At 55.7% G+C, this 24,242-nt stretch carries 22 protein-coding genes; 19 read left to right on the top strand and 3 right to left on the bottom strand.

Annotated elements, in window-relative coordinates; genetic code table 11:
- The first annotated feature begins 1 nt into the window (after position 1).
- The 15 genes from H9X91_RS02005 (at position 2) to H9X91_RS01935 (ending at position 19,239) form a co-directional block, all read left to right on the top strand.
- Positions 2-346 (top strand): Lar family restriction alleviation protein, encoded by a 345-nt coding sequence (locus H9X91_RS02005; protein ID WP_204801963.1) that lies wholly within the window; start codon positions 2-4, stop codon positions 344-346.
- Entirely contained in the window at positions 339-3,260 is a 2,922-nt protein-coding gene (locus tag H9X91_RS02000; RefSeq protein ID WP_204801961.1) for a VirB4 family type IV secretion system protein, read from the top strand. Before H9X91_RS02005 ends, H9X91_RS02000 begins: the two co-directional genes overlap by 8 nt.
- A gap of 130 nt (positions 3,261-3,390) precedes the next feature.
- On the top strand, positions 3,391-3,921 hold the full coding sequence (locus H9X91_RS01995) for a DUF5697 family protein (RefSeq protein ID WP_195608008.1): 531 nt from the start codon (positions 3,391-3,393) through the stop codon (positions 3,919-3,921).
- 8 nt (positions 3,922-3,929) lie between these two features.
- Positions 3,930-4,565 (top strand): DUF6100 family protein, encoded by a 636-nt coding sequence (locus H9X91_RS01990; protein ID WP_195608007.1) that lies wholly within the window; start codon positions 3,930-3,932, stop codon positions 4,563-4,565.
- 246 nt (positions 4,566-4,811) lie between these two features.
- Entirely contained in the window at positions 4,812-5,915 is a 1,104-nt protein-coding gene (locus tag H9X91_RS01985) for a hypothetical protein (protein WP_204801959.1), read from the top strand.
- Positions 5,912-7,858 carry a VirD4-like conjugal transfer protein, CD1115 family gene (locus H9X91_RS01980; protein ID WP_338111910.1) on the top strand — a complete coding sequence of 649 codons (1,947 nt, stop codon included), beginning with the start codon at positions 5,912-5,914 and terminating at the stop codon, positions 7,856-7,858. Before H9X91_RS01985 ends, H9X91_RS01980 begins: the two co-directional genes overlap by 4 nt.
- A 4-nt stretch (positions 7,859-7,862) precedes the next feature.
- On the top strand, positions 7,863-8,876 hold the full coding sequence (locus H9X91_RS01975) for a hypothetical protein (protein WP_204801957.1): 1,014 nt from the start codon (positions 7,863-7,865) through the stop codon (positions 8,874-8,876).
- 5 nt (positions 8,877-8,881) lie between these two features.
- On the top strand, positions 8,882-9,304 hold the full coding sequence (locus H9X91_RS01970) for a hypothetical protein (protein ID WP_204801955.1): 423 nt from the start codon (positions 8,882-8,884) through the stop codon (positions 9,302-9,304).
- Positions 9,305-9,340: 36 nt separating this feature from the next.
- Entirely contained in the window at positions 9,341-10,486 is a 1,146-nt protein-coding gene (locus H9X91_RS01965; RefSeq protein ID WP_204801953.1) for a hypothetical protein, read from the top strand.
- Positions 10,483-11,277 (top strand): class D sortase, encoded by a 795-nt coding sequence (locus H9X91_RS01960; RefSeq protein ID WP_204801951.1) that lies wholly within the window; start codon positions 10,483-10,485, stop codon positions 11,275-11,277. The genes H9X91_RS01965 and H9X91_RS01960 overlap by 4 nt, the downstream gene beginning before the upstream one ends.
- 16 nt (positions 11,278-11,293) lie before the next feature.
- Entirely contained in the window at positions 11,294-11,479 is a 186-nt protein-coding gene (locus H9X91_RS01955) for a hypothetical protein (protein WP_195608001.1), read from the top strand.
- A 59-nt stretch (positions 11,480-11,538) separates the two neighbouring features.
- Positions 11,539-12,228 carry a CAP domain-containing protein gene (locus tag H9X91_RS01950; RefSeq protein ID WP_204801949.1) on the top strand — a complete coding sequence of 230 codons (690 nt, stop codon included), beginning with the start codon at positions 11,539-11,541 and terminating at the stop codon, positions 12,226-12,228.
- Positions 12,229-12,312: 84 nt separating this feature from the next.
- A complete protein-coding gene (locus H9X91_RS01945) occupies positions 12,313-17,916 on the top strand; it encodes an MSCRAMM family protein (RefSeq protein WP_204801947.1) in 5,604 nt (1,867 codons plus the stop codon).
- A 147-nt stretch (positions 17,917-18,063) separates the two neighbouring features.
- Positions 18,064-18,423 (top strand): hypothetical protein, encoded by a 360-nt coding sequence (locus H9X91_RS01940; protein ID WP_204801945.1) that lies wholly within the window; start codon positions 18,064-18,066, stop codon positions 18,421-18,423.
- 102 nt (positions 18,424-18,525) lie between these two features.
- Positions 18,526-19,239: an HD-GYP domain-containing protein gene (locus H9X91_RS01935; RefSeq protein ID WP_204801943.1), complete on the top strand. Its 714-nt coding sequence runs from the start codon at positions 18,526-18,528 to the stop codon at positions 19,237-19,239.
- Between the two features lie 38 nt (positions 19,240-19,277).
- Here the strand turns inward: H9X91_RS01935 and H9X91_RS01930 are convergent, their stop codons facing one another.
- Entirely contained in the window at positions 19,278-19,835 is a 558-nt protein-coding gene (locus H9X91_RS01930) for a hypothetical protein (RefSeq protein ID WP_195607996.1), read from the bottom strand.
- A 14-nt stretch (positions 19,836-19,849) separates the two neighbouring features.
- Entirely contained in the window at positions 19,850-20,839 is a 990-nt protein-coding gene (locus H9X91_RS01925) for a helix-turn-helix transcriptional regulator (RefSeq protein ID WP_195607995.1), read from the bottom strand.
- Positions 20,840-21,123: 284 nt separating this feature from the next.
- On the opposite strand from H9X91_RS01925, the gene H9X91_RS01920 reads away from it, so the two are divergent.
- The 4 genes from H9X91_RS01920 (at position 21,124) to H9X91_RS01905 (ending at position 23,386) form a co-directional block, all read left to right on the top strand.
- Positions 21,124-21,543 (top strand): zinc-finger-containing protein, encoded by a 420-nt coding sequence (locus H9X91_RS01920; protein ID WP_204801941.1) that lies wholly within the window; start codon positions 21,124-21,126, stop codon positions 21,541-21,543.
- 14 nt (positions 21,544-21,557) lie between these two features.
- Positions 21,558-22,127 (top strand): sigma-70 family RNA polymerase sigma factor, encoded by a 570-nt coding sequence (locus H9X91_RS01915; RefSeq protein WP_204801939.1) that lies wholly within the window; start codon positions 21,558-21,560, stop codon positions 22,125-22,127.
- 65 nt (positions 22,128-22,192) lie between these two features.
- The gene (locus tag H9X91_RS01910; protein ID WP_204801937.1) at positions 22,193-22,876 is read left to right on the top strand and encodes a hypothetical protein; all 684 of its coding nucleotides are present in this window, start codon (positions 22,193-22,195) and stop codon (positions 22,874-22,876) included.
- 69 nt (positions 22,877-22,945) lie between these two features.
- Complete coding sequence (locus H9X91_RS01905; RefSeq protein WP_204801935.1) at positions 22,946-23,386, top strand: hypothetical protein; 441 nt, start codon at positions 22,946-22,948, stop codon at positions 23,384-23,386.
- Positions 23,387-23,431: 45 nt separating this feature from the next.
- Here H9X91_RS01905 and H9X91_RS01900 read toward each other — a convergent pair whose 3' ends face one another.
- Positions 23,432-24,100 (bottom strand): hypothetical protein, encoded by a 669-nt coding sequence (locus tag H9X91_RS01900; RefSeq protein ID WP_204801933.1) that lies wholly within the window; start codon positions 24,098-24,100, stop codon positions 23,432-23,434.
- Positions 24,101-24,242: the final 142 nt, after the last annotated feature.

Below are 24,242 nucleotides of genomic sequence, written 5' to 3'. Positions count from 1 at the left end.
TATGGAACGCAATGAGTATGGATGCAAAAACAACAAGATGGTCAATTGCGGAAACCGCAATGGCTGCAGTTCCTGCGGCTGGGACGAAGATACCCGAAACAGGCGCCTGACAGAGATCCGCAGGCAGAGGGCAAAAATCGCCGGATTGGCATCATGTCCCTTCTGCGGCCGTCAGCCGTTTGCTATCCACTCCCGTGCCGGCTATTCCATCCGGTGCCGCAATGGTCTTTGCATCATGCCGGCAACTGGTATCTACGCTTCACTGGATGCGGCCGCAAAAGTGTGGAACCGCCGCTTTTTTGACGCCAGTCCCGGCCAGATTCGAGGTTATGTAGTAAATGAGTAATGGAAAAGAAGAAAGGGATATCTATTATATCCCAGGCAACTTCCTCACAAGTGGCCGGCTATTCGGAGGCATGATTCGGGTGCGCAATGCGATTGAAGCTTGCGCACTCGTTTTACTTACCGGCCTTCCCATCATTAACCTCGGCATCTCTTTGACCGCCCGGGTGATAATCTTATGCCTCATCACTTTGCCGCTTGGTGTGTTCGGCGTCGTAGGCATTGAGGGTGATTCCCTGAGCGAGTTCGTCATCAACTGGTTCAAGTGGCTGTGCAATCGGAGAGTCCTCTATCGCTCCGATACTCCCGCGAAGCAGGAGCCGGAAAAGCCATCTGCCGTACTCCGAAGATCACCGCCTGAGCATCGCCCTCCTGAGCAGTTGGGCATCACACTCAAACAGCATCCCATGCGTACTAAGGCAAGGAGGCCTCGCCGCCATGCTCCGCCCAAAGCGGCGACGAGAAACCGCACAGTGCAGCCAAAACGGCGGAGCCGGCGTGAGAATACCACCGAGGACATGATCCCGGTCCTGGACATCCAAAACGGCATCGTTCATATGAAAGATGGCAGATACATCAAAATCCTGGAGGTTGAGCCCATCAACTTCCTGCTTCGGAGTGTCCGTGAACAGAAAAATATCATCGCTTCATTTGCCAGCTGGCTGAAAATCAGTCCGGTCAAGATCCAAATCAAAGTTCTCACGAAGAAGGCGGATATCAGTAAGCATCTGAACGCCATCGAGCGAGACATGGAACGAGAACAGGACCCGAAGTGCAGGGAACTCCAGCTTGACTACTATAACCTGATCAAGACCATAGGCTCACGGGAGGCCATTACCCGCCGGTTCCTCATTATCTTCGAATATGAGCCCACGTTCAACAACCGCAAAACCGAGTATTCTGAGATCGTGTCAACGCTTGAGACTGCCGCCAGGACAGCCAAGCAGTACTTCCTGCACTGCGACAATATCGTGGTGACCCACGATGACGAGAATGCTTTCCTGCTTGAGGTCCTCTACACCATTTTCAATCGTGAGACCAGCGAGAACACCACGCTGGAGAAGCGGATCGAGCAGTTGGAGGCCTATAACCTGACTCACGGCCTTGGCGCCGATCTTACCATTCCGAGGATCATCGCCCCGGAGTGCATTGATCTCCAGCACGGCAGCTATACCGTCATGGATGGACTGTACCACTCCTACCTCATGATCCCCTCCGACGGCTATAATCCCCGCGTTGTTGCCGGCTGGACATCCATCTTTGTCAACGCCGGTGAGGGGATCGACGTTGACATCTACTTCCAGAGGGAGCCGAAAGAGCGCATACAGACAAAACTCGGCCAGCAGATCCGCATCAACCGCAGCCGGATCAAGGACACCTCCGATACCAACACCGACTACGATGACATCGAGGATGCTATCCGATCCGGGTACTACTTGAAACAGGGCCTGGCGAATTACGAAGATTTCTATTACGCCGTTATTCTCATCACGGTGACGGCGGACACTTTGGAAAACCTGGAGTGGCGGGTCGCTGAGGTCAAGCGCCTGATGGTCTCCCAGGACATGGATCTCCGGGTATGCCGATTCCGTCAGGAGCAGGCGATGACCGCAGTCATGCCCTTTTGCAAACTGGATAAGAAACTGTTCGAGCGCGGCAAGCGGAATATGCTTACTTCTGCCGCAGCAAGCTGCTACCCCTTCACGAGCTATGAGATGTCGGATGAGAACGGGATCTTGCTCGGTGTCAACAAGTTCAACAACAGCTTGGTTATCGTCGATATCTTCGATTCGCGGGTCTATAAAAATGCGAATATGGCCATCATCGGAACCTCCGGAGCAGGCAAGACCTTTACCTTGCAACTGATGGCGTTAAGGATGAGGCGTAGAGGCACCCAAGTATTCATCATCGCTCCTCTGAAGGGCCATGAGTTCCTCAGAGCCTGCAAGAATGTCGGAGGCGAGTTCATCTCGATCAGTCCGGCATCCAGGCAGTGCATCAACATCATGGAGATCCGGCGTGTTGATCAGACAGCCAACGCAATCATTGACGGAGTCGTCAATGAAAACTCCATTCTGGCCAAGAAAATTCAACAACTCCATATCTTTTTTTCGCTTCTGATCCCAGACATGAGCCATGAGGAGAAGCAGCTGTTGGACGAAACGCTGATCCGAACATATGCGCTCAAGGGGATCACGCATGACAATGAGTCCCTGATCGACCCTGATGATCCCTCCCAGTACCGGGAGATGCCTCTGCTTGAGGATGTCTATAATCTGCTGATCCAATCTCCTGAGACAAAACGCCTCGGCAACATCCTGAACCGCCTGGTGCATGGCTCCGCGAAGACCTTCAACCAACCTACCAACGTGGACCTGTCGAATCCCTACACGGTCCTCGATATCTCTGAGCTCACTGGCGACCTGCTTGTCGTCGGTATGTTTGTCGCACTCGACTACGTCTGGGACAAGGCGAAGGAGGATCGAACGAAGGAAAAGGCCATCTTCATAGATGAGATCTGGCAGCTGATCGGCGCCAGTAGCAACACGATGGCCGCTGAGTTCTGCCTGGAGATCTTCAAGATCATCCGCGGATATGGCGGCGCGGCGATTGCTGCGACCCAGGACCTGACAGACTTCTTTGCGCTGGAAGGTGGGAAATACGGGAAGGGCATCATCAATAACGCCAAGACGAAGATCATCTTGAACCTGGAAGATGATGAAGCTATGCGTGTCCAGGATGCCCTTAAACTGACAGACGCGGAGATTTCCAATATCACCCGCTTTGAGCGAGGAAATGGACTGATCTCCACCAATAACAATCACATCACGGTTGAGTTCAAAGCCTCCAAATTGGAGAAGCAGCTCATCACTACAGACCGCTATGAACTGAGTCAAATCCTCAAAGAGCGGTCTTGATTTTTACGCTTTTCGTCAACGAGCGGCAACGCTCCATCCGCCACAATTTACACATCGGCGACGTTCAACGTTGACGGTTTCCCTGCCAGCGTTGAATGTCGCCAATCTTCTACATGAGGAGTGATCATTCATGTCCTTTGCAAGTCGGTACCGGGGCTCCGAACTCACCATTATGGTGAAGCTGATCTCGATTTTCGGGGTCGTTGAAGCCTGCCAGATGCGTGAGTTGTTCTCCCATCTTGGGGACAAACAGTACAGCAAGATTATGAGCAGGCTCCATCAGGAGGGAATGCTCTACATTTTGCCTGATGCCGAGCACCTGGCCTCCAATCGTCTCTCTGTCAATAAAGTCAACTGGGATGACAGCGTCGCCAGTTTTTGGGCCCTGATCAGCATCAAGGACAGCATCCAAGACTTCTGCGCCGGCGAGATGCCGGCGATCCTGACGGTATCCACGGGTGAATTTGACTGCGATATTATCCCCGTCAATGACAAGGCACTGGCCTTGATCAATGACACCTGCTTTGAATTGCCAAGTAATGTGCGCCGGCTTCTGGTTGTCCGATCATTCGATGCCGCTGCGGGCATAGAGCGCAGGTTCCGCAATGATTTCGTCATCGTCGTGGGGAAAGACGGCGTGACAGGCTCCTATGAACTGTGAGGTGTGACATGATAAACGAGACTTACATGGAGGCGATGATGACATTGGCCTCCGACTACGACCAAATGAGCCAAGAACTCTTCCGGCTGGCTCATAAGCTGGAAGATACCCCTGGCTATAACCCCAAAAATGAGATGTATAGCCTTGTCCGGACAGCGGAGCAGGCTACCGTCGGGCTCCGTGGCCTTGCGGCACGGACGGAATGGGAGAAAGCCAGAGAACTCTATGAAACCGCCGGGGATGCAATGGGCATCCGAGTCAGTGAAGACCCGAACTGGATCAAAATCACGGTCCCCGCTATCCTCCCAAAGCGGAATGCACGAGACAATACGCTTTACCTCACCCGGCCGCTTCGTGCCTGCCTTTTGAAGTTCCAGGCCGCAGACCCCATTGAGCGATTTGAACGGTGCGTGATCTGCATAGTCCACCAGTACGATGCGGCTCTTGGCACCCGCCGTGTTCGCGATTACGACAACATTGAGACCAAGCGGTTTCTGGATGTGATCGAGTCGGTGTTCCTGACCAATGACAGCGGCCTTCTCTGCTCAGTGCTTCAGACGACCAAAATGGGTGATCGGGACGCTACGGATTTTTATCTGATGCTCCCGGAATCCCTGCTGAAATGGGTCGAGAAGTACCTCTAAACAGATACCGGAACCTACAAAAAAATCGGTTCAGAAACTGGTATGAAAATCAGCCGTACAGAAACCCTGTACCTGGGCCCTCATTTTTCGGTATGAAATTAGGGCTCTGATTTACCGGGGTGTTTTTGATTATGTTCAGAAAGGGCCGCGAGCAGATCGAGATGTGGCTTTCTTTCGGCAGTCTATTCCGCAGGCTTTGAAGGCCTGCTGTTTTTATATCTTTTTCAAGCGAGAAGGTGGTTATCTTTGCTGTTCCAGTCAGATGACCGTATGCTGGAGCTTCTCTGGTTTGTCGGCTACTGTGTGGATTTTCCTGCTCAGCTGGCGGATCGGATCGATGGCCATTGGGAATGGAATCGGCATGTGAAGTACAGGGCGATCAAGAGTGGTTATCTTTCAGTGCATCGGGATGTGTATCGGCAGCGGGTGATAAGGTCTCTGCGTTTGACGCCGGCGGGGCTTGAGTATATCGGGCAGCGTGATCCCAAAGCGCAGGTCCACATCATGGCCCGTCAGGACTTGAATGTAGGCAATCGGAACGCCACAGATCGGATCATGCGTCGTCATGCACAAGCCACAGCTCTGTTGATGGCCTATCACGCCGGCGCAAAGTTCCTGCCCCAGGAAAAGCCCAGCCTACTGGCAAAGCCGCAAGCCGCCTCCGTGCCCTATGACCCAGCGCAATTCTACTACTACTTTTTACATGATTTCCGCCAGGCACTCCGCGAAAAGAGCGATCTGGTGGATGCGAAGGCCTCGCGGCTCTTGGGGGTGCTCATACACCAGCATTACGGCTACCTGCTGTACTACACAGGTCATACCCGGATGTTCTGGCTCGCCGGCACTGAGGAGAACGTGAGCGCGATGGTGGAGCAGGTCCTGAATATTCGGGGCATGCCAGTCACCACCTTCAACGAGGTCATCATTGGCTCCAGAATGCCCGTAGCCCAAAAGCTCATGCGGCAGGGGAAGCATGTCCACAGCCGCTACTTTACCCTCTCCCCTCATTGCAACAGCATCTTCTTCGTCACCAATGACCGGCGGGGCGATGCACTATTCTCCATCATCGTAGACCAGCAGAAGCAGTTGGAAATCAACCGAGTGGCCTTGTCGGACTTTGTCCCGCCCAAGGAAAGCCGATTCTACGACGCAATGACCCCGGACGGCAGAAGGCCCGTCATTCTCGGCTACACATGCGATCTACTCACATTCTCCGATCTGAGCGCATTCATGCCCGGATTCGAGGAGCCGACGATCGTGCTCTGCTACGATTATCAGCTCAACACCATCCAATCCCTTGTGAAAACACCCACCGAGGTACGAATTATGAAAGGCGGTGATACCTCGTGAAGAAAAAAGTTGGCGGCATCATCAGCATTGTCGTCCTGATCCCTGTGCTGCTCTTTGTCGCCGGCATCGTTGCCCAATTCATCATCAATATCAATGCTTGGAAGGCGGCAGGCAGCAACTATCGCACCTCGCCCGGCCTACCGTCGCTGGAGCTGGACGCAATCATCTCCGCACTCTTCACCTTCCCGGAAGGCCCGATCGCTATTGCGGCGATCGTCATTGGCATTGCCCTCATCTGCGTCTTCGGGCTTCGGCTTGGCTGGAACCGTGGCGGCATGACCGACCTCGATCGCAACCTCACCATCTCCAGCTCTGGCAGTTACGGCACAGCCGGCTTCATGAGTGAACGGGAGGCCAGGAACTGTTTTGAACTGACGACTCCGAGTAAGACCAAGCAGGACATCCTGGGCCTGACGAATTCCGGGAAGGTCATCACACTGCCGGAGAAGACCCGACTCAACAGCAATCTTGCCATATGCGGTGCCTCCGGTACTGGCAAGTCGAGAAGCATTTCCCGGAACCTGCTCCTTCAAGCGGCCAGGCGAGGGGAGTCCATTATCGTCACTGATCCAAAATCGGAACTCTACGAGTCCATGAGCCAGTACCTGCGGGATCAAGGCTACACGGTCCGTGTCTTCAATCTGATCGAAATGGACCACAGCGACTCCTGGAACTGCCTCGGGGAGGTGGGCGGTAGCGAACTGATGGCGCAGACCTTCAGTGACATCGTCCTTTCCAACACCTCCGGCGATTCCAAAGACGCCTTCTGGTTCAACGCAGAGCTGAACCTGCTCAAGGCGCTGGTCCTCTACGTCTCTCTGGAGATGCCTCCTGAAAAGCGCAACCTCGGCACGGTATACGAACTGCTGACCAAAGAGGATGAGCGCAGTCTGAATAAGATCATGAGCAGCATCCGCCGTGAGCACGTCAACAAATTCACTGGTGAGGTAATGCCGCCCTCGCCAGCATTCGCGCCGTTTGCGATCTTCATGCAATCCAACGAGACCGTCCGCACCAGCGTGATCATCGGCTTGGGCAGTAAGCTCCAAGTCATGCAGGCCAAGCAGGTCCGCAATATCACCTCTTACAATGAGATCGATCTGGAACTGCCGGGAAAGCAAAAGTGCGCTTACTTCTGCATTGTGTCCGACCAGGACAACACCTTCGACTTCCTCAGCTCCCTCTTCTTCAGCTTCTTGTTCATCAAGCTCATCCGCTACGCCGACAGCCACTGTGAAGGCGGAGTCCTCAAGCCGAAGGTGAAGTTCATCTTGGATGAGTTCCCCAACTGCTGCCTGATCCCAGACTTTACGAAGAAGATCAGCACCATCCGCTCTCGCGGTGTCTCTGTCGCTGTATTTTTCCAGAACGTCGGTCAAATGAAAAACCGCTACCCTGACGATCAGTGGCAGGAGATCCTGGGCGCATGCGACTCCACAGTATTCCTCGGCTGCACCGACATGCTCACGGCGAAATACTTCAGTGACCGTATCGGCGTAGCCTCCGTGGAGGTGGAAAGTGAGATGCGGGAACTCAATACCATGCACATCAGCAACTACACTCCCCAATTCCGCAGGACGAACTCCCTCGGCCGCAGACAACTGCTGACACCGGATGAAGTCCTCCGTCTGCTGCCTGATGAAGAGCTGATCTTCATCCGTGGCCAGAAAGTGTTCCGAGCGCACCGTTTTGACTACTCAAAGCATCCTGAGTACAAGAAACTGCGCAATTCCAAAGCAGTCCAGCATGAGCCCGATTGGAGACGATCCAACCGGGCTTTTGTCATGGAGCATAATGACCAACCGGTCATTTCCGTTGACCAAGCCGGCGAAGGGCAGCCCAAACCCACTGGTGCATCACCCCCCTCTGCATCGATGGACGAAGAGGCGCCCATTGGTCGGGCAGTCAACTTAAATGAAATACTCAAAGGAAGGAAGCGATAGCCATATGTCCCCCAGAAAAAAGGTAACTGAGGACCAGCAGGTCCCCGAGCTGGAAACTGTTCCTGATCAGAGCCAGCAGGCGGAACCACCGAAGGAACCTGCGTCCGTACCGAAAAGACCCCCCAGCAGTGCGGCCGACATCCTGATCCTGAACGATCAGGAGCGTGGCTTCACCCCGGAAGACAGTGAAGACGTCAAATGGAACTATCTCTCCGGCGCCATGCACACACATAAGATCCTCACCGGCGTAGTCAGCGGCATTGAGACTCTGGAAAACGGAAACATCATTTGCGCAGTTGACTACGAGGGTGTCCGCATCCTGGTCCCTGGCCGGGAGATGTTCATGGACACCTGGCCGGAGGACAGTCTGCCGTCCATCCGCTACCAGGTGCGCCTGCGGCGCTGTCTGGGCGCCACCATCGACTTCATGCTCTCCGGCATTGACTTCACGCATCGGGCAGCAGTCGGTAGCCGGCGTGAGGCGCTGAAGCAGAGGCAGGCCCGATACTACGGCACCAACCGCGTAAAGGTTGGGAGTCGTGTCGCTTGTCGGGTCATCGGCGTGGGCAACAACCGAATCACCGTGGAGGCGGTCGGTGTTGACTCCATCATCCCCGCCAGCGATCTGTCCTGGGAGTGGTTTGCCGATGTGAGTGACCTGTACGCCGCCGGCGACCTGGTGGTTGCGAAAGTCATGGAGATCGGTCAGGATGAGGAAACGGGCGATTACTCCGTTCGTCTGTCCGTGAAGGCGGCGAGCGAGAACCCTGATCTCCCCGTTCTGAAGAAGCTGGTCCCCGGCAGCAACTACTTCGGAGTCGTCACCGGGGTCCGCGACCGGATCTTCTTCATTCGGCTCCAGACAGGCGCCAACGCCAAGACCGCAACCTACCGCACCAAGGAGATCCCCGCAAAGCTGGACACTGTGAGCTTCCTCGTTCGCAGTGTGGATCTGGAGCAGGGGCTCGCGTTCGGCCTCATCACCCGCGTGATCAAGCGTCACTCCAGATTGAGGTGATGGCCATGCGCGGCTCAAAACACGGGAAACTCCAGCATTGCCGTGAAGTGATCCGCGATTGCCTGAACATCGTGGAGGAAAAAGGAGACACCTTCGTCGCCATCCATAAAGATGACGAGACCGAGTGTGTGATCCTCGTCTCCATGATCCGCACGCAGTCGATCTTATCCGTCATCGTGGCGGATAAGATCCTGTTTGCGGAAGGCAATGAAACGGAAATGTACCGCACGGCAAATGAACTGAACAGCGAGTCCGTGACGGGCTGGCACACCATCGTGCTCAAGGACAGCGGCAGCATCTACATGTACCGGCAATGCCTCTGGATCTCTGAGTCGCTTACTTCCAGTGAGCTGACTGATATCCTCTGTGACTGCATTACGGAATACAAAATTGGTCGCAGCCGCTTTGCTCCTCACGAGGCGTCCTGACCGCCAAACAAAATGAAGAAAGGAACAAAGAATGCTATGAGAAAACCGATTCTGGCTTTGGCTCTGGCGCTCACGCTCTCCCTCGGACTGGCTGTGAATGCCAGCGCAGCAAACTACGTCGCTGACGACATCACCTATCAGAACCTCAATGGCCAGCAGCTCGCCATCAAAGTTTACACCCTGCTCCCGGAACAGGACCCGGCGGATCTGGTGGAAGATGACTTCGAGTATGACGGCTACCTCTACTCCTACAGTAGCACGACCAAAGAGGAGCAGACCTTCGATGAGGAGAATCTCCACACCGAAACCGTGACGGTCACGACTTCCTCTAAGAACATGGAAGACATCTTGGCCGCCCTGGAGCCCACAATCGAATACGATGACGGCACCGCGACCGGCACCTTGGCGCTGGACCACAGCACGATCGACACCCAGGTGGCCGGCTACAAGGACAGCAGCTACACGGTGACTGCCACCAAGAACTACACCGGCCTTGACCGGAACGACAGCTCCTACATCGATAAGACCGTCGTCAAGGACGGCCGAACGCTCAGCCTCTCCAACATCACATGGTCAGTCGAAAGCACGACTCTGGTTGGGGATCAGCTGGTGCCTGCCACCTACACAGCCGTTGCCACATACAGCGGCACCGCATACAGCAAGACAGCGACCGGGTACATCACCACGGCAGACTATGTCGGAACCATCAGCGTTTCCGGCGTCTCCAGCATCAAATACACCGTGACCTATATCGGCACGCCGATCACTGTGGAACCGGAGGGGCTTCTCGCGAGCCCCTCCATGGTGATCATCCCTGGCATCTTACTGCTGGCTATTATTGCCGGCGCGTTGTTATTCCTGCTGCTCTTCCGTAAGAACTGTACGGTATATGCCGCAACTGGCAAGGGCAACGAGTATGACAAGTGCGGCAGGCTCCTCATCCGGACAAAGAACCCTGAGCTGCGCATCGACCGTCTGAAAGAGGTGCCCGAAGGCATCATCGCCATTGAGGTGGAAGAGGCGACCGCCCGGAAACTCTTCGGGCGCAGCATCAATATCCACTACTACGACGCATCCTTCACCCACACAGTCGGGACCGTGAATGGCCCCTACTGGTTCAAAGTGGATGTCGGCCATGCGCCGGGCAGTGACAGTATGGGAAATGAGGAGGTACCCACATGAAAAAACTGATCACGCTCTGTCTCTCCCTGTGCCTTATGGCCGGCATGGCAGTAACTGCGAGCGCAGCAGACTACACCTTCAGCACAACCGGAGCGACGGACTACTACGGAAGCACTAACTATGAAGATCTCTATGATGGCGCCTACAATTACGGCGGCATGAACCAGATCGACTTCGACATCCCTGAGATCAAGTACGGCCTCGCGCAGGATTTCCTGGAGAGTTCTCTCCAGAATCCCTACCTCACGTCCGGCACCCAGTATGGACTCCAGACCGGGGGGACCAGCGGGAGCGGGGGTAAGGCGGAGTATCCCAATGTCAATTACGGCGATGCGGTCGTTTCCGGACCCGGGAGCACGATCGAGATCGAGTATCAGCCCACGGTGACTGTTGCTGACCTCACGCAGTCCGATGGCAGTATCGGGGCCGTCACGATCAAGCGGGTCGGCCTGAGTGTCAAGGTGTATGAAGGCGCTACCACAAGTTCCATGGCCAAAGGCGCCGGCCACTATGCCTCCAGCAGCTGCTGGACGGGTAATGTCGCGCTGTTCAGCCATAATCGCGGGAGCCACCCCTACTTCAACGCACTCAAAAACGTGAAAGTCGGTGACACCGTGACCTATCAGACCAATCAGGGCACCAGGACCTATCAGGTCGAAACCGTCGCCCACATCTCCAGCACCGATTACTCCTACCTCAATGAGATGGGCGATAATCGGATCACGCTCATCACCTGCATTGCGAACCAGCCCTCTCTGCGCCTGTGTGTTCAGGCAGTAGAGATTCGATAAATGACGGAGGAATCCTATGAACGGCAAGAAATCCCGCAACCGCGAACAGCGCACGAAACCCGGCACCAATCAGAAGCAGGTGCCCGTCCGCATCGTGATCTCCCAGGCTGACTTCACTCGGATGAAAGAGCTGGAGCGCAGCAGAAGCCTTTCCAGGGAGGAGATCTTCCTCATGGGCCTCCGGAGCTGCACGAGTCGCTGATCGCCACTGACTTAGGCCTCGTAGAGAGGGCTGGAATATCTTTCTATGAGGTGACGAACATGAAACATGCAATCCACTTCCTGGCCGGCCTGCTGCTCGGCTCTGCTGTGATCGTTTGCACTGGAGCGGCATCTGCGGTTTCGCAAACGGTAACGGCAACTCTCACCACTTCACCCATCTTTCTTGATGGCAGTGAAGTCACCCTTCAGGGCTATAACATTGGCGGCCACAACTACTTCAAGCTGCGGGACATCGCCGCTCTGCTCGACTTCAACGTGTACTGGGATGATGGCGTCTATATGGAAAGCGACGCACCCTACACCGGGCAGAAGCCGGAGCCCGCCGCCACAGGTCTGAGTCAGGTGCGTCTGGACCTGATCAGTATGATCAACCGCCTCCGTAATCAGAATGGAGTGCCCGACTTGGCCATCAGCCAGCCGCTGATGGAGGCCGCGCAGGAGTGCGCGGACCGCCACTACACCTGGCACCATAACCGGGAAGAGTGCGAGGCGGTGATCCAGGCCGGCTATCCTTATGGCTTTGGCAGTAACCTCACGGTATTTACCGGCACCGCTGAATCCACCATCGCACAGAAGGCAGTGGATAACTGGGTGCAGTCACCCGGCCACTACAGGACCATGATGGACGCCGAATGCGACAGCATCGGCGTTGGCATCGCAGTGGATCGGGGCATCACCTACTGTTACCTGTTCGTCGGCAATCCCAACACGCATAACCCCTACGGCTAACCAAATCGTGCATGATCGGAAGGTCTCCCGCTATAAGCGGGAGGCCTTTTTTCATGCCCTGACAAGTAAAGGAGCATGTGCAAAATGAAAATCTTTAAGAGTTTCCGAAGATCGCATACCAGGCTCACAGCGATGCTGCTCGTCCTGGTGTGTATGCTGGGCCTGTTCCCGGCAACTGCATTCGCCGCCGGCCCGGAAACCATCACTCTGGATGACTGTACTTACAACGGTATCCACTATGAGTCTCCGGCGCTCGGCGTCTGCTATATGCATAAGATGCAGTTCGATGTAGATGGCGACAGCATCATGGGCTTTTGTTCCCAGAAGGGTGCGGGTATGGGCTGGTCCTTGGAAGGCCATACCTGGGACAGCCCCAAGTCGATCTCCAATGAGACCGTGGAAATCATGATGGCCTACTTTTACGCCCACTCCAAGGGCATCTTCACGGACGAGGCGCATGCCTTGGGCGTGGATGAGGTATGGGGCTCGGACTACACGTGGACCATGAATGCGTGGGTGCAGGCGGTGGTGTGGCGCTACAAAGCAAATCTGCTCTCCGATCCCACCGTCGCCTGCGCGGAAGAGCTGATGTACGTCTACAATAACTTGGAGCATGCCAGCTACACCAGCATTGACGACGAGCTGGACGGCTGGTCTTTCCGCGACCGCGCCCAGTACATCCTCGACCTCGGCAGGCAGGGCGTCTGGGGTGACTGCGCAGTGTACGAGTACACTTACGCCGGGCCGGGCTCCAGCTATCACCCCGCAAACGACGTCCAGTCCGTCATGGTCGGTGAGCTGACCATCACCCGTGAGCAGTACCAGCTGACCGTGCGCAAGGTGGATTCCTCCAATCAGAACCAGGGATTGGCCGGTGCCCGTTTCCTCGTCACCTCTGAGAACGGCAGCTACTCCCAGGAGGTCGTCACCGGCTCGGACGGTACCTACACGATCTTCCCGCTGGATGCCGGCACCTATGCCGTCACGGAGCTGGACCCGCCGGAGGGGTACGAGATCGATAACCCCGGCCCCCAGTATGTCGTTCTGCCCAGCACCACTGGGGAAACGACTGTCACCGTGACCTTCACCGACACCCCTATCATCACCAGCGAAGGCAGTATCCGCAAGGTCGATTCCGATGACCCCACCAAGGGCCTGCCTGGCGCCGTGATCAAAATCGAAGGCATCGATAATGATTTCGTTGGTACCTACACGACTGGCGCGGGCGGCTATCTCCAGAATGTGCCTTGGGATACCATGCCCGTTGGCGACTATGTCGCCACTGAGGTCACTCCGCCCAACGGCTACTCCATGAGCAGTGATCCTGACAAAGTAAGGCAGACCTTCCACTGGGATGGGAAAGCGGACGTGGATCTGGTATTTGAGAATGATGCCAAAGTCAAGCTCGAATTGCTGAAGCTGGATGACTCCGAGCGGCCTCTGGAAGGCGCAGTCTTCAATGTCCTGAAAGATGGGCAGATCGTCGCGACCGAGAAGACCGACGCCTCCGGCAAGATTACCGTCACCAATATCACTGAGGGCCTCTACGCCTTTGTTGAGGTGTCTGTGCCCGCCCCCTACGCTCGGCTGACGGAGCCGGTCGTTGTGCATGTGGATCAGGCAGATATCGATGGCGGAGGCACGATCTCCGTCACTGCCGTCGATCACAAGCTGCCTAACCTGACCATCTTGAAGCGCGACAGCCAGACCAAGGAGGTCGTGCCCGGAGCGCACTTTGAGATCAAAGGCATTCACCACGGCTATCACAATGACGTCATCACCGGGGAGGATGGCACCGCCACCCTGACCGGGCTCCCGGTTGACAGCTATACCGTAACGGAGATTTCGGTGCCTGAGCCGTATGTCGTGGCAGCGGAACCCACGCAGACCATCTGGCTTGGCCCTGGCGATGACCAGACCTTGGTCTTTGATAACTTGAAGAAACCCCAACTGAAGATCGCGAAGGTCGATGCGGCCGATACCGATACCACCATTCCCGGTACCGTCTTTCGGATCGAGGGCGTGGACAGTGACTTCCAGACCTATGTGACTACTGGGCAGGACGGCACTGTCACGCTGCGTGTGGAGCCGGGCACCTACCGGGTCATTGAGACCTCCGTCCCCGCACCGTACTACCTGCCGGATAAGGACGCTGACCGCGAGCAGGTAATCAGCTTGAATGCCGGTGACGAGAAGGAGCTGGTCTTCAAAAACAGCAAATCGCCTGAATTGACCATCTATAAGGAAGACTCCGTTGCCGGCGCTCCCGTTGAGGGAGCGCGTTTTCATATCACGTTCACATCCACCGGCGAAGCTGCGGATGCACCGGAAACCATCGACTACGGAGAGATCCTCACCGACGAGAATGGTGAGATCAAACTCCATGAGCAGGGCAAGCGCCTGTACCCCGGCGAATACACCATCACGGAGGTCGAGCCGGCGCCTGGATTCCAGATGAAGGAGCCCACCACGCAGAAGATCGTCCTCCATGGCGGCGAGTCGAAGACCGTCACCTTCCAGAATACCCCCCTCAACGCCGTGATCGTAGAAAAATACGACAGCGTTACCGGCGAGGCTCTGCCCGGCGCCACCTTCCAGCTGAGATACCTCGGCGGCACGAGTGGTACCGGCGGTACCGTGATTGGGCAGAAGGTGACCGGGAAGAATGGCACCGCCATTTGGACGGGTCTTGAAGCCGGCACCTATATCCTGGAAGAGGTGGACCCGGCGGATGGCTATCACATCATCCAGTCCTCTGAGACCATCTACCTGGCCGACAGCGGCGAGCAGAGTGTCGTCAGCGTGAGATTTGAAAATGCACCCGACGGCATCCTGCTGATCCGGAAAGTGTGCTCGGTCAACCCCAGCATCACGTTGCCGGATGCGGAATTCAAAGTCACGTATGCCGATGGAACTCTGATCGGCGACTCCAATGGTCTTTACCGCACCGACGAGAATGGTGAGATCCGGATCGAAGGCCTGACGCCCGGCAAGAGCGTCATCGTCACTGAGGTGTCCGCGCCTCCGGGCTATATTATCGACAGCCAGTCCCAAACGATCCAAATCAAAGAAGGCCGTACCGTTTCCCTGACATTCAAGAACCAGCCCAAAGGCGAACTGATCATCGTCAAGCGAGACAGTGCCACCGGCGCTCCTCTGCCCGGCGCCCAGTTCAGGATCACGACTGCGGCAGGGTGCGAAGTTGGCCTTGACGGCGTCATTGGGACCAGCACCTTAACGCAGAATGGGATCTTTGAGACGGATTCCAGTGGTCAGATCCACATCACGAACTTAGCGCCCGGTGCCTATGTAGTCACTGAGATCAAGGCGCCTCAGGGCTATGTGATCGACCAGGCCACGACCAATGTGGTCATCGGCGAGGGTGGGGATACCCAGACCGTCGTCGTGACCAACTCCAAGGCCGGCTCCCTCATTATCAATAAACGCGACTCTCTGTCTGGCAAGCCTCTGGCCGGCGTCACGTTCAAGGTGACGACTTCGACTGGCGAGTACGTACCTGACGAGGATGGCTACATCTCCAGCAACGGCTTGTACGTTACCGATGAGAATGGCCAGATCCAGATCGACGGCGTGGTCGGCACTCTCGTTGTCACGGAGACGAAGTCGATCCCCGGCTACAGCATCAATCCGAGCACGCAGACACAGACGGTTGTGGTGAATCCCAACGATACCCAGTCTCTGACGTTTTATAACACGCCCAGCACCACCCTGGTCATCCAGAAGTATATCGAGGGCACGACTCAGCCCCTGAAGGGCGTCACCTTCCGGGTCACTGACTCCAGCGGCGCGGTAGTCGGCCAGAGCAACGGTGAATTTGTCACTGATGAGGCCGGCCAGATCGTCATTGAAGGCTTGGAGCCGGGCATCACCGTTACCGCAAAGGAGATCAAAGTACCTGATGGCTACGTCCTGGACTCCACCCCGAAATCGATCGAAATTCGTGAGGGCACCGTCCAGACCCTGACCTTCTACAACGCCCAGAAGGGCGCCTTGGTCATTCGGAAGTTGGATTCCGAGACGAAGGAACCCTTGGCCGGCGTGGAGTTCCAGCTGACTTACAGCGATGGCAGCTACGTGGATTATGACAACGGCCATATGTCCAGCAAGGGTCTTTACACAACTGATGCCAACGGTGAGATCCGGATCACCGGGATCACCGGCACGATCGTCGTCACGGAGACGAAGACGATCGACGGCTATCTCATTGATCCCGCCACTCGGACGCAGACGGTTGAAGTAAATGCGCAGGATACCCAGACATTGACGTTCTATAACACCAAAATCGGCGGACTCCAGATCATCAAGTCGGACAAGGATACCGGCACTCGCATTCCGGGCGTGAAGTTCGAGGTCCGCAAGATGGATGGTGAGATCCTCGGCAACTACACCACTGACCGCAACGGCGTCATCAATATCCCGGAGGCGGAGAGCGGCTGGTACCAGGTGACTGAGCTGGAGGCGGCCGATGGCTACCAGCTGGACACCACCCCCGCATACATCTGCGTCAAGGATGGGGAGACGGCAACACTAGAGATCGAGAACCAGCGTATGTCCTCCATTATGATCCATAAGATCGACTCCAGCACCCGCGAGGGCATCTACGGAGTCAAATTCATTCTGTACGATTCCGGCAAGAATCCAATCGGTGAGTATGTGACTGACCAGGACGGCTACATCTGGATCGATGACGAGCTGACGCCCGGCCGCTACTACCTGCGCGAGTTGGAAGCGGCGGAAGGTTACACGCTCGACGAGCAGTACAAGACCGTCTGGGTGGAGCGCGGCAAGTGTGCCCAGATCACCTGGGAGAACACTGCCATCACCGGTCAGATCCAGATCCGCAAGTATGCGGCGGAGAACAACCCTGTCACCGGCGACCTCGCCGGCAAGGAGTTGGAGGGCGCCGTCTTCGAGATCACCCAGGCGCGATCCGGCAAGGTGGTAGGGTACATCACCACAGACGCGCATGGCGTTGCGGCATCTGACCCGCTGCCTCTTGGCCGCTACTATGTGACTGAGGTGTCGGCTCCGGCCTATTACCAGCTCAGCGGCGAGAAGATGGAGGCGGAGATCGAGTATCCCGGTCAGATCATCAAGCTGACGGCCTACAATAAGCCGGCCAACCTCGGCGTCACCATCAAGAAGACCGGCAACTACGAGGTGCAGCCCGGTACGAGCATGCGCTACGACCTCTCCAACATCGCCAATACCTCCAATGTCGCGCTCAATAACTTCTATTGGCATGATAGGCTCCCCACGGACGCTACCAATGCCATGAGCCTCACGACCGGCACCTATAACCAGCGGCTCTACTATCGGATCACCTTCAAGACCAATACCAACGACTACCGAGTGCTCGCAAGCAACCTGCTCACGAGCAACAACTACTCCGTCAGCCTCAGTGCCCAGGCGCTCGGCCTGGCGCAGGGCGAGTATGTGACGGATGTCCGGTTCGAGTTCGGGACGGTGGCCAGCGGCTTCGCGTCCGTGATCAATCCCACCATTCAGGTACAGGTCAAGGGCACGCTCGCCAACGGATACCAGATCGTTAACCGCAGTGATGTGGGCGGCCAGTACCTCAATGAGTGGCAGACCGCGCTGAGCAACTGGGTCACTGTCGTGCGCCGGTTCCAGCCCAACACCCCGCTGCCCAAGACTGGCTATTAAGGCCAGGCTATGGGATCGAGCGGACTTTCCTTCAGCAGCACCTGGCAGGGAGCTGGCGCTTTTCCCCGGCCAGCTGCACATATGTACCTATCAACACTATGGAATTGGCGGGCACGCAAGTGCCCGCCAGGAAAGGAGCATGCAATCATGAACAGATTCATTGTCATCAACAACTGCCTCGTCAATGTCCGGCACATCGTTATGGCCGTGGATGAGGCGGACGGCACTACCGCCTTCCATCTGGACAACGGCGAGGTTCTCCACACGCAGAGTAGTCCCGAACTGGATGACGCCCTCATGGGCATAAAGCACACAGTCGGGATCATCCCTGTCCGGGGGCTTAACGCCATCATGGATGACGGTTCCCGGCAGTTCCAGTTGCCTGTCAGGTACCTGGAGCTGACTGCGGATGGGTCCTGTTATCCCCTGGACACCCACGGCGACGATCCGCACTGGAATGAGGACTACAGCTTCATCGGCCTCGTGGAGGCGCCCGACAAGCGCTAATTCCTCCAAGTTGCTTTACCACAAGTCCCTTACACGATCGAAGCGGAGGCCCCCTGGCAGGGGCCTCCGCACCTTTATATCAGATTAAGGAGAGATGTCATCATGTTGCAAGAGGTTATATCTCAAGTCAATGCCATGGTGGATACGGCACGCAACAACACGTTCAGATACTCAAGCAAGCATCCATACTGCGTTCGAAGATACACGTTCGGTATGCTGAAAACGACCACCATGTGTCATATCCCGGACTTTATTTTCGATCCCCGCGAGGCGAGGATGATCTCCAATGCAGCGTACCTGCATGACGTGGGAAAACTGCTGACTCCCAAGAGCCTCCTCAATAAGCGTGGTCATCTGACTCCGGAAGAGCGCGAGAAGATGCAGCTCCATACCATGGATGGAGCCATGCTCATTTACTTCCATCCGGCTTATGAAGAGCCGCTATTAAGAAAATACGCCTTCGAGATCGCTCTTCACCACCATGAGCGGATCGACGGCAAAGGATACCCTGACGGACTCCAAGGTTCCGAACTGACGCCCTGGCTCCAGATCGTATCCATTGCAGACACATTTTCTGCTCTGATGGAAAAGCGGCCGTATCGTCCCGCAGTCTATATAGACCGAGCATGGGAGATGATCTTAAATGGCGATTGCGGCCAATTCGACGAACGACTCCTGCGCTGCCTGGATGATGATCGCAGATGGGTATTCGGCGGAGTCAGCGATGAAATCATCAACGCCGATGAGTTGATATGGGCATACGAGAATAAAACCGAGGCTGAGAAGCGCGCACCAACAGATGATTGGCCGCTTTGATTTCCTGCACCTCCTCTGATAGGGAATTGGGGCCTATATCATGATAACTTGGCCAGAATGTGTTCCAGGACATCATCGTATTCCGGCAACTGATCGGTGTAGACACGCATCCAATCCCGCATGGCCAGAACATCCTCCGGAGTGATGGCTTCATAGTCGCCCAGATACCCGTGATCCTCCATGAAGTCGTAAGCTAAATTGGAATACAGCTCGTCCAGGAGCTTTCTGGGATCGTCCAGCTGGATGGCATCTGAGTCACACGATTTTTTCTTCCCCGGGATGGTTACGAGCAGGTACCCGAATTTGTCGGACCAGATGACGTCGTAGAGTGGGCATTCTTGGATATAGGGCAGCATGACACCGATCACGCGCTCCAGTTCAGCAGTCTCCTCTGCGCTCAAGTCGGGCTGAAGCTTCGACGTACGCTCAGGGCGGGCGTCATCAGCAAGCGCCTTGTTTGCCAGATACTCGTCGCGCTCCTTGTCGGTAGCGGGCCGGACTTCCGCCTTCCCGCAGTCAGGACACAGCTCCGGCTTCGACTCCGCCTGGAAGGTATACATACAGGCGGAGCAGGTGTAAATGTTGGACTCATGCATCTGGAATCTCTCCTTCAATCATATATTGCGGCAATGCCTTTGACATGGTCAGCCATCTTACGCACAACGTGCTCGGGACCGATGATTTGAGCTGCAGCGCCGAAACCGCAGACCCAGGCGAAGAATTGAGGGCTGACGACCACTTCCGCACTGACCGTGAAGTGGTCGTCGCCATCTCTTACGATCATGACATCCTGACCCAGCCGGTCTAAGACAGCGCCCACCAGGTGGTTCTCAAAGCGGAGCCGGACGGTAACATCCTCGCCGGAGAACATACCGAAGACCTTCCTGGCGTAGACGGCCATGTCCAGGGCCTCGAAAGCGTCCCTACCATCCCGATGCTCCTCCAGCGTGGAGATGTCGGTCATCTTATCTACACGGTAGTGCTTGATGATACCGGCCTCGCTGTCGAAGGCGACCATGTAGTAGTTCTCATCGTCCCAGGTGAGTGCGTACGGGCTGACCACATAGAAGGCGCCGTCCTTCCGGTAGTGTCTTGTCTTCTCCACCGTGTACTCGAAGTATTTGAATTGGATCTTCCGATTCTGGGAGATCCCATCATGGATCGCATCCACATTATAGTAGATGGACTCATTCATGGTCTTGATCCGATTCTTCACATAGACCTGGCGCTGTAGGAGCTGCGCCTCATGGATGCTGGCCAGCTTCTCGATCTTCCGGATCAGCGTCATTGTCTTCTTATGCGTGATGAATTTAGACGACTGTACGCTATCCACAAGCAGCTTCAGCTCAGGTAGCTCGAAATTCCGCTGTGCAACATAGTAGCCCTGGAACCGGCCGGCATCCACATGGATGATATCCAAGCCATAAAAGCGCAGAGCCTCAATGTCATCGTAAATACTCTTGCGCTCGGCACTGATGCCCTGGGCGCCGAGATACTCCACGATCTGCTTGATGGTGACAGGATGCTCCTCATCCGAGTTCTGAAGCAGGTAATTCATGATATATAAAGGCTTCAGCTTCTGATAAGAGGAACGCGCCATTTTCAGCACTCCCTTCAATTCACCGGCATTCTAAGATGCCAGCCATCGTTATGCGGACATTCTACACGCTACGCAGTCCCATATTCCGTACTCTATCACGAATCTAACCTATCCGCAACCGCCCGCTCACTGGGCGGTTCTTTTTTTACCCGTCTATATTTGTGAACTTTTTGTAAACTTTTCTGAAAAACCAAAAAATCAGCCGAAAAAGGCCATTTTAGCGCCAACCGAATGGGAGGAGGAGAGATGAAGGAGCCGAATGGCTTCGGAATGGAGGTATGAACATGAAGAAAAAAGCGAAGCAGCGGCACCAGAGCGTGGTGCGATGTCCTTACTGCGGCGCACTGGCCGACCTGCGGCCGGCGGCGGAGATCTACCACGATGACAGCAGGGACGATCTCCTGTACGTCTGTAGGAACTACCCCAGATGCAATGCCTATGTGCGTGTGCAGCCTGGGACAAAGCAGCCCATGGGCCCTCTGGCGAATGGGGATCTACGTCATCTGCGTATCCGCGCCCATCGCGCCTTTGACCGGGTGTGGCAATGCGGCGTGATGACCCGTGACGCCGCCTATCGATGGATGGCGGATTACTTCTGCATTCCGCTGCGAGAGGCCCACATCGGACAATTCAGCGAGTACCGCTGTCAGCAGCTGATCCGGAAATGCGAAGATCTGCTGTGGAAGGCCGGGAAAGCCAGCTGAAGGAGGTTTCAAAGATGAATCAGATCATGACAGACTACCAGAGAGAATTGGTCATTGAGCACCTGGGCCTGATCGACCAGGTGATTCGCAAGCGCATTCGGGTACGCGGGACACCCCTGCTGTCCTATGAGGACTTCTACTCCGTGGGCTGCGAGGCCCTGTGCGATGCCGCAATGCGGTACCGGCCGGAGGAAGGTGAGTTTGAGCCATACGCCTATGTGATGCTCTATCACGCGATGATCGACCACTGCCGCAAACAGAACCGACAGCAGAGCTTTGCTTCGGATCTATCCGTGGATGTAGACAATGAGGCGATCTCTCTGGAGGTCCTCAGCACCACGGATGGGGATATAGAGGATGCACTGGACTGGGCGAACCTGGCCAGGGTGGTGTCTGAGTGCAAGAAGGACTTCAGCGGCGTGGCCCGACTGGGCATTGAGGCTCTGGAACTGAAGAGTCTTGGCTATACCAGCCGGGAGATCGCGGAACGCTACAGTACCACGGTCAATAATGTCAATGCCTGGATCTCCAGAGCGCGCTCCAAGCTGATGAGCGACAGCAGATTCCTCGCCGCAGTGACCTGATCTGTTGTTACATCCGTGGGGCCGGCGTATAAGGGATTAGATCGGAAGAACAAGGAGGTTGCGATATGATCACCTTTTACGCCGCTGTCGGCTGCTATAGGATCAAAACGGAAGATGGCCGGAAGGTCGCCTACATCCAGAAGCTGGGGAAATATCATGAGATATCTGTCCCGGAATTCGCCATTTGGAGCGCACTGCTGTGGCAAGTCATGACCTACGAGGAGCTGAAGGCGGCCTATGAGGAGATCATGACACATCAGACCCAGCCGGTCCCCGACTTCGACCAGTTACTGAAGCTGTTGCTCAAGAGGAAACTGGTCATTTCCGGAGTTGGCTATACCGGGGTCGATGCCCTGTATCGCATGCTCGCGGACGCCTTCGTTGTCCCTTACCGTATCTCGGCGCCCAGAAAGGCATGGGGCCTCATTCGCCTGGTGGTGAAGGGCAAGATCCCTGTCATTGGCGCCATCAGTGCCGCGAAGGAGAACAAGCTGAAGCCCAATGAGGCTCGGGTCGTGGATCTGGTCGAACAGACGCCGTTGAGTACTGCGGAGCTGGTGCGCTGCTTTGACTTGGATCTCTATGATGTCAGCACCCCAGAGAAAGTCATCGCCGGCATCTATACCGACTGTGAGTCCACGCAGCAGGAGATCGCAGCGGAGCAGTTCTGGTCCCCGAATACCAATGCGGTGCTGGAGGCAGTTTCTAACCTTTATCTTACCCGCAGAGTGATCCTGGAGATCCCGTAATTATAACAACCAAGCAGGCGTGCCCGAACAATCAGGTACGCCTGCTGCACTTCATATGGAGGAGCGATCATGATAAGTCAAATCCCACACCCTATCCAGCGAACGCTGTTGAAGACGATCTTGCTCGGAACGGCGGTTTTATCCTTTGGCACCATTTGGGGAATTGTCAGCCAGGACAAAGTGTTCCTCATCTTATCAGCGGCAGTGGGCATCCTCGGCGGGGCAAAAGTTATCTCCCTCTATCATACGGTCAAGGCCGGCAGGTATGAGACACTGGAAGGGGTCGTTCTATCTGACCGGGCAGTTCCGCTTCGGAACAGGCACGTGGTCACATTGGAGGGGCCTGATCAGGAAATCAGTAAAGTGATCCTGGCGGGGAAAGCAGTGTTTCGGCCAGGCACGGAGTACCGGCTTTATCTTGCTGGAAACAACGAGCAAGATCCCACGACAGTATTGCCGGAGTATTTGCAACCAGTGCGGTCGCTTCTGGGCTATGAGGAACTCGATTGAAGGGATGGACGAAGATGCGGCCGGCATTTGCCGGCCGCCTTCCTGTCATTTGATGAGCATAGGGGCGTCGTGGATCGTGTATGCGGGCAGGAAACTGGCTACTGCTGCATAGAAAGAGTCATCGTCCACCTCTTCCATAGCATCGAAGAATTGATCTGACGCGGTCGCCTGCCCTGCGGGCTCCCCAATATATATCATTTTCATGCTGGGGTTGACTTCCCGCATCTTCAGGAGCGCCTGATAACAGGAGTCGTCTCTGTACGGCCAGGAGCACAGCAGGAGGTCCGTTTGCCTCCCGTACTTCTCGATCGCCTGAAGGCAATCGAGCTTTTCAATCTCCGTCCAGGGCGCTTGGAACCAGTCCGGGTAGTTCTTCTCCCAACTATGATCGTCGGTAGCGATGATACTCGTCCCACAGGACCGCAGAGCAAAGCTGAGGGCGCCGGAACCACACATGATCTCCAAGCATTGGCGGTCCCCAATCCAGGTAGCTAAGGGGCGAATCCAGTTATATGAGAGGAAGCAGAATCCGCATAGGCGGTTTATCTCCTCCCTGAAATAGAGGGACCCCTCATTCAATGACCTTCCTTGGAAGAAGGGGAACTGAAGTTCCGCCTCCGGATAGGCGTCAGGGATCTGATGGTTCTTCAACTGCTCCAAAATGGGAGCATATTGGGCCCTCAGCTGTTCCATTTTCTCATAATATCGTTCCATCGCAGCGGCCTCCTCTGGGGTAATACAGTTTATCATATCTCATGTGAAAATGTAAGGGATGAGATTGCCCAATTACCTACCATGCGGGGGCCTTCCCTTTTCAAGATGGTCCGGGGCGGCCCCAGGCCCGCCGGTCCCGCCG

This window comes from Oscillibacter valericigenes (assembly GCF_016902445.1).
Taxonomy (GTDB): Bacteria; Bacillota; Clostridia; order Oscillospirales; family Oscillospiraceae; genus Oscillibacter; species Oscillibacter avistercoris.
Note: the sequence above shows the minus strand (reverse complement) of the source record. Positions and strands in the feature narration are given on the sequence as shown.

What these genes read in the sequence shown, in the direction of transcription:
- H9X91_RS01945 (WP_204801947.1), top strand. Translation starts at nt 12,313, where the DNA reads ATGAAAATCTTTAAGAGTTTCCGAAGATCGCATACCAGGCTCACAGCG.
- H9X91_RS01975 (WP_204801957.1), top strand. Translation starts at nt 7,863, where the DNA reads ATGTCCCCCAGAAAAAAGGTAACTGAGGACCAGCAGGTCCCCGAGCTG.
- H9X91_RS02000 (WP_204801961.1), top strand. Translation starts at nt 339, where the DNA reads ATGAGTAATGGAAAAGAAGAAAGGGATATCTATTATATCCCAGGCAAC.
- H9X91_RS01990 (WP_195608007.1), top strand. Translation starts at nt 3,930, where the DNA reads ATGATAAACGAGACTTACATGGAGGCGATGATGACATTGGCCTCCGAC.
- H9X91_RS01915 (WP_204801939.1), top strand. Translation starts at nt 21,558, where the DNA reads ATGAATCAGATCATGACAGACTACCAGAGAGAATTGGTCATTGAGCAC.
- H9X91_RS01965 (WP_204801953.1), top strand. Translation starts at nt 9,341, where the DNA reads ATGAGAAAACCGATTCTGGCTTTGGCTCTGGCGCTCACGCTCTCCCTC.
- H9X91_RS01970 (WP_204801955.1), top strand. Translation starts at nt 8,882, where the DNA reads ATGCGCGGCTCAAAACACGGGAAACTCCAGCATTGCCGTGAAGTGATC.
- H9X91_RS01910 (WP_204801937.1), top strand. Translation starts at nt 22,193, where the DNA reads ATGATCACCTTTTACGCCGCTGTCGGCTGCTATAGGATCAAAACGGAA.
- H9X91_RS01905 (WP_204801935.1), top strand. Translation starts at nt 22,946, where the DNA reads ATGATAAGTCAAATCCCACACCCTATCCAGCGAACGCTGTTGAAGACG.
- H9X91_RS01925 (WP_195607995.1), bottom strand. Translation starts at nt 20,839, where the DNA reads ATGGCGCGTTCCTCTTATCAGAAGCTGAAGCCTTTATATATCATGAAT.
- H9X91_RS01900 (WP_204801933.1), bottom strand. Translation starts at nt 24,100, where the DNA reads ATGGAACGATATTATGAGAAAATGGAACAGCTGAGGGCCCAATATGCT.
- H9X91_RS01960 (WP_204801951.1), top strand. Translation starts at nt 10,483, where the DNA reads ATGAAAAAACTGATCACGCTCTGTCTCTCCCTGTGCCTTATGGCCGGC.
- H9X91_RS01940 (WP_204801945.1), top strand. Translation starts at nt 18,064, where the DNA reads ATGAACAGATTCATTGTCATCAACAACTGCCTCGTCAATGTCCGGCAC.
- H9X91_RS01935 (WP_204801943.1), top strand. Translation starts at nt 18,526, where the DNA reads ATGTTGCAAGAGGTTATATCTCAAGTCAATGCCATGGTGGATACGGCA.
- H9X91_RS01920 (WP_204801941.1), top strand. Translation starts at nt 21,124, where the DNA reads ATGAAGAAAAAAGCGAAGCAGCGGCACCAGAGCGTGGTGCGATGTCCT.
- H9X91_RS01995 (WP_195608008.1), top strand. Translation starts at nt 3,391, where the DNA reads ATGTCCTTTGCAAGTCGGTACCGGGGCTCCGAACTCACCATTATGGTG.
- H9X91_RS01955 (WP_195608001.1), top strand. Translation starts at nt 11,294, where the DNA reads ATGAACGGCAAGAAATCCCGCAACCGCGAACAGCGCACGAAACCCGGC.
- H9X91_RS01950 (WP_204801949.1), top strand. Translation starts at nt 11,539, where the DNA reads ATGAAACATGCAATCCACTTCCTGGCCGGCCTGCTGCTCGGCTCTGCT.
- H9X91_RS01930 (WP_195607996.1), bottom strand. Translation starts at nt 19,835, where the DNA reads ATGCATGAGTCCAACATTTACACCTGCTCCGCCTGTATGTATACCTTC.
- H9X91_RS02005 (WP_204801963.1), top strand. Translation starts at nt 2, where the DNA reads ATGGAACGCAATGAGTATGGATGCAAAAACAACAAGATGGTCAATTGC.